The 4214-nt window shown below is 72.2% G+C and carries 6 protein-coding genes; 4 read left to right on the top strand and 2 right to left on the bottom strand.

Annotated elements, in window-relative coordinates; genetic code table 11:
- A partial coding sequence (locus AC529_RS19045) for a hypothetical protein (protein ID WP_198156496.1) occupies nucleotides 1–568 on the top strand: 568 nt, incomplete at its 5' end.
- A 104-nt stretch (nucleotides 569–672) separates the two neighbouring features.
- Here AC529_RS19045 and AC529_RS19050 read toward each other — a convergent pair.
- The gene (locus tag AC529_RS19050; protein ID WP_068758735.1) at nucleotides 673–1677 is read right to left on the bottom strand and encodes an aldo/keto reductase family protein; all 1005 of its coding nucleotides are present in this window, start codon (nucleotides 1675–1677) and stop codon (nucleotides 673–675) included.
- A gap of 68 nt (nucleotides 1678–1745) precedes the next feature.
- Nucleotides 1746–2342 (bottom strand): DUF3043 domain-containing protein, encoded by a 597-nt coding sequence (locus AC529_RS19055; RefSeq protein WP_083948473.1) that lies wholly within the window; start codon nucleotides 2340–2342, stop codon nucleotides 1746–1748.
- Nucleotides 2343–2500: 158 nt separating this feature from the next.
- Here AC529_RS19055 and AC529_RS19060 point away from each other — a divergent pair, with 158 nt between their 5' ends.
- The 3 genes from AC529_RS19060 to AC529_RS19070 form a co-directional block, all read left to right on the top strand.
- Nucleotides 2501–3244, top strand: coding sequence for a PspA/IM30 family protein (locus AC529_RS19060; protein ID WP_083948475.1), 744 nt, complete (start codon nucleotides 2501–2503; stop codon nucleotides 3242–3244).
- On the top strand, nucleotides 3241–3525 hold the full coding sequence (gene pspAA, locus AC529_RS19065; RefSeq protein WP_068758727.1) for a PspA-associated protein PspAA: 285 nt from the start codon (nucleotides 3241–3243) through the stop codon (nucleotides 3523–3525). The genes AC529_RS19060 and pspAA overlap by 4 nt, the downstream gene beginning before the upstream one ends.
- A gap of 139 nt (nucleotides 3526–3664) precedes the next feature.
- The coding region (locus AC529_RS19070; protein ID WP_157080290.1) for a M48 family metalloprotease at nucleotides 3665–4214 on the top strand (550 nt) is incomplete at its 3' end.

The following is a 4214-nucleotide window of genomic DNA, read 5'->3' on the forward strand; positions in this document are numbered from 1 at the left end:
GGAGCTGCTGCGCGCCCTGGCGGCCGCCGAGGAGTGGGAGGAGGTCGTCCGGGCCAGGCTGGAGGAGACGGCGCGGGCGGGGGGCGTGGTGACCCTGGCCCGGGTGGAGGATCCCGGAGACCTGCTCGCCTGCCTGGTCGGTCGTGATCCGGTGCTGCCGGCCGAGGCACTGCCGTGGTTCGTGGTGGAGCTGCGTGAGGAGGGCCGGCCGGTGCGGCTGGAGGGGCGGCTGGACTGGGCGGGGGAGGCGGTGCCGGACCTGGCGGCGGTGGTGCGCGGGGTGTACCCGACGCCGCAGGAGTGGCGTGCCGCGCGCGCCGCGGGGACGCCGGTCCGGCAGGACCGCAGACTTCGGCGGGAGCTGGGGCTGGTCCACAGCGTGCGCGAGTGGTCGCGGCAGGACTGCCGCCTGCTGCGGCTGGGAGAGGACGGGAGCCTGCTGCGCGTGGCCCCCGAGCGGGTGCGCGGCGGGCACCCCGAGTGGGCGGGCCTGCACCACGTCTCCGCCCTGCTGCGCCCCAACCGCCCCGCCCTGCGCGCACTCGCCGCCGAGTACCGCCCGCGCTGACCCGACCGAACCGTCACCGGCACCGCCCGTGCCGCCCCGGCTCGAGGGCCGGGACGGCACGGGCGGAAGGGCCCGGCCCGTTGCGGCCGGGGGCCGGGCGTCGACTACGGGCGTTCCTTCGGGCTGGCGGTCAGCGCCGGGTCGCGCTGCACGGAGTCGCCCAGGATCTCGTCGATGCGGCGCAGCAGCTCGGCGTCGAGCTTGACCCCGGCGGCCTTCGCGTTGTCGCGCACCTGCTCGGGACGGGAGGCGCCGATGATCGCCGCGGACACGTTCGAGTTCTGCAGCACCCACGCCACCGCGAGCTGCGCCGGGGTCAGCCCGGCCTCGGCGGCCAGCGGCAGCAGTTGCTGCACCCGCTCCAGCAGCTTCTGGTCGTCCAGGAAGCGCCGGACGAAGTGCGCGCCGGAGTTCTCGTCGGTGGCCCGCGACCCGGCGGGCGGCGGCTGGCCCGGCTTGTACTTGCCGGTCAGCACGCCCTGGGCGATCGGCGACCACACGATCTGCCCCACGCCCTCACGCTCGCACAGCGGCACCACCTCGGACTCGATCACCCGCCACAGCATGCTGTACTGCGGCTGGTTGGAGACGATCCGGTCCAGCCCCATCTCGTCGGCGATCTTCAGCGCCCGCTCGATCTCCTCGGCGCGCCACTCCGAGACGCCGACGTAGAGGACCTTGCCCTGGCGGACCAGGTCGTCGAAGGCCCGCAGGGTCTCCTCCAGCGGGGTGGCGTAGTCGAACCGGTGCGCCTGGTACAGGTCCAGGTAGTCGGTGCCCAGGCGGCGCAGCGACTCCTCCACGCCGCGGATGATGTGCTTGCGGGACAGGCCGCGGTCGTTCTTGCCGGGACCCACCGGCCAGAACACCTTGGAGAAGATCTCCACGCCGTCACGGCGCTGCCCCTTCAGCGCGCGGCCCAGCACCTCCTCGGCGCGGCCCTGGGCGTAGACGTCGGCCGTGTCGAACGTGGTGATGCCCTCGTCCAGCGCGGCGTGCACGCACGCCACGGCCGTGTCCTCCTCGACCTGGGAGCCGTGGGTGATCCAGTTGCCGTAGGCGATCTCGCTGACGACGAGCCCGCTGCTGCCAAGATGACGGAATTCCATGATCGTCACTTTATGCGCTTCCCGGCGCGGGCCCCGGACCCTCCGGCCGCAACCGGCCGCGGCCGGGATCAGCGGCGGTGCTTGGCCAGGAAGTCGTCGCCCACGTTCACCCGCGGCTTGGGCAGGCGCAGCCTGCGGATCTGCATCTGGCGCATCACCGCGTACATGCCCGCGCCCCGCACGTTCTCGGTCTCCTTGGGGTAGTGCTCGGCCACCAGCTTCTTGACGCGGCGGGCGGTGAAGAAGCCCTCGACGATCAGCGTGACGATCATCATCGGCCACACCACGTAGGTGACGAAGAGCTGGACCTCCACCAGCGGCAGGAACAGCAGCACGATGATGGCCAGCGAGAAGTACAGGAAGAACTCGCTGACCGAGCGCCGCGAGTCGACGTAGTCGCGGGCCAGGGCACGGGCCGCGCCCAGGTCCTGGGGGCGGATGTAGCGGTCCTCCGGCTTGACCAGGCCCGCACGCTCCCGCTGCCGCCGACGCCGCTCCCGCTCCCGGAGCTGGCGGTAGGCCTCCCGGCGCGTCCTGGGCGCCGACAGCGGCCTGCGCAGCTCCTGGGCCGCCTCCTTGCGTTTGGGGGTGGGAACGCCCTTCTTGGGGGAGTAGCCCTTGCGGGTGGGCGCCTGGTCTGTCTCGGACTGGGTGGAGTTGCTCATGACCTGCTCTTGGGGTGCTGAGGCGGAGCGACGACGGAACACACCATCAGGGTAGCCGCTCGACACCTCATGGCGGCCCGTGGTCAGAGCACATAAGGTTGAGAGAAGCGCCCGCTGGGAACAGCCGATACGGACCGAGAAAGAGGACGGCCACGCCGATGAGCGTGTTTCAGCGACTTTCCATGATCTTCAAGTCCAAGGCGAACAAAGCCTTGGACGCCGCGGAGGACCCGCGCGAGACCCTCGACTACTCGTATCAGAAGCAGTTGGAGCTGCTGCAGAAGGTGCGGCGCGGAGTGGCGGACGTCGCCACCTCCCGGAAGCGGGTCGAACTGCAGATCCAGCAGTTGGAGCAGCAGGCCAACAAGCTGACCAACCAGGGCCGGGCCGCGCTGTCGCAGGGACGCGAGGACCTCGCCCGCGAGGCCCTGCAACGCAAGGCCGGGTTGCAGAGCCAGATCGAGAGCCTGCGCGAGCAGCACGCCCAACTGCAGGGCGAGGAGCAGAAGCTCACCCTGGCCGCCCAGCGCCTGCAGGCCAAGGTCGACGCCTTCCGCACCCGCAAGGAGACCATCAAGGCCACCTACACCGCGGCCCAGGCCCAGAGCCAGATCAGCGAGGCGTTCGCCGGCATCTCCGAGGAGATGGGCGACGTCGGCCTGGCCATCCAGCGGGCCGAGGACAAGACCGCCGAGCTCCAGGCGCGCGCCGGCGCCGTCGACGAGCTGCTCGCCTCGGGCGCGCTCGACGACCTCACCGGCGCCAGCCGCGACGACATCCAGGCCGAGCTGGACCGCATGGCCAGCACCGACGGCGTGGAGCGGGAGCTGGAGGCGATGAAGCGCGAGCTCAACAGCGGCGGGGGCTCCTCCCCGAAGCAGATCGAGGGAGGCGGCGCATGATCGTCCGCATCATGGGCGAAGGACAGCTCGACCTGTCCGAAGCCGACCTCGACGTGCTCAACGCCTTCGACCGCAAGCTGGAGGAGGCCATCGAGGCCGGCGACGAGGCGGTCTTCCGCGTCGCGCTGCACGACCTGCTGGCCCGGGTCCGCGAGGACGGCAAGCCGCTGCCCGACGACTCCCTCCAGCCGTCGCAGTACATCCTCCCCCCGCCCGACGCCAGCATGGACGAGGTGCGGGAGATGCTCGGCGAGGAGGGGCTGATCCCCGAGAGCAGGTAGCCGCCCCCACCGGTCCGGACGGGGCCGCCCGGCGCGGCGGTCCCGTGTTTCTTTCCCGCCCTCCCGGTCAGTGTGGGTCCGCGGGGCCCGCGCCCGGACGCGCGCGGCCCCGCCCGGATCCGGTGGAAGGCGGTGCGGCGTGGCAGGCGACAGGTTCATCCCCGACCGCGGGCTGACCGTGCGGATGGTCACGACGATGGCCCTGCTGGCCCTCGTCTACGCGGCGTTCGTCACGGCGCTGTTCTGGGCGGGCATGCCGTGGTGGCTGATCCTCCTCGTCGTGGCGGGCGTCGCGCTGGTCCAGTACTTCGCCTCCGACCGGATCGCCATGGCCGCCCTGGGCGCCCGCGAGGTCACCCCGCAGGAGGAGCCGGAGCTGCACGCGGTCGTGGACCGGCTGTGCGCCCTGGCCGACATGCCCAAGCCGAAGGTGGCCGTGGCGCGCACCGACGTGCCCAACGCCTTCGCCACCGGGCACAGCGGGAAGAGCACGGTGGTGTGCGTCACCACCGGGCTGCGCCGTCGGCTCGACAACGTCGAACTGGAGGCGGTCGTCGCGCACGAGCTGTCCCACGTGGCGCACCGCGACGTGGCCGTGATGACCGTCGCCGCCTTCCTCGGCGTGGTCGCGGGCTTCCTGGTCCAGGCGGGAGCGCGCTTCGCCCTCGTCGCCGGGGGCGGGCGCAGCC

It is taken from the genome of Thermobifida cellulosilytica TB100 (assembly GCF_001517975.1).
GTDB classification, from domain to species: domain Bacteria; phylum Actinomycetota; class Actinomycetes; order Streptosporangiales; family Streptosporangiaceae; genus Thermobifida; species Thermobifida cellulosilytica.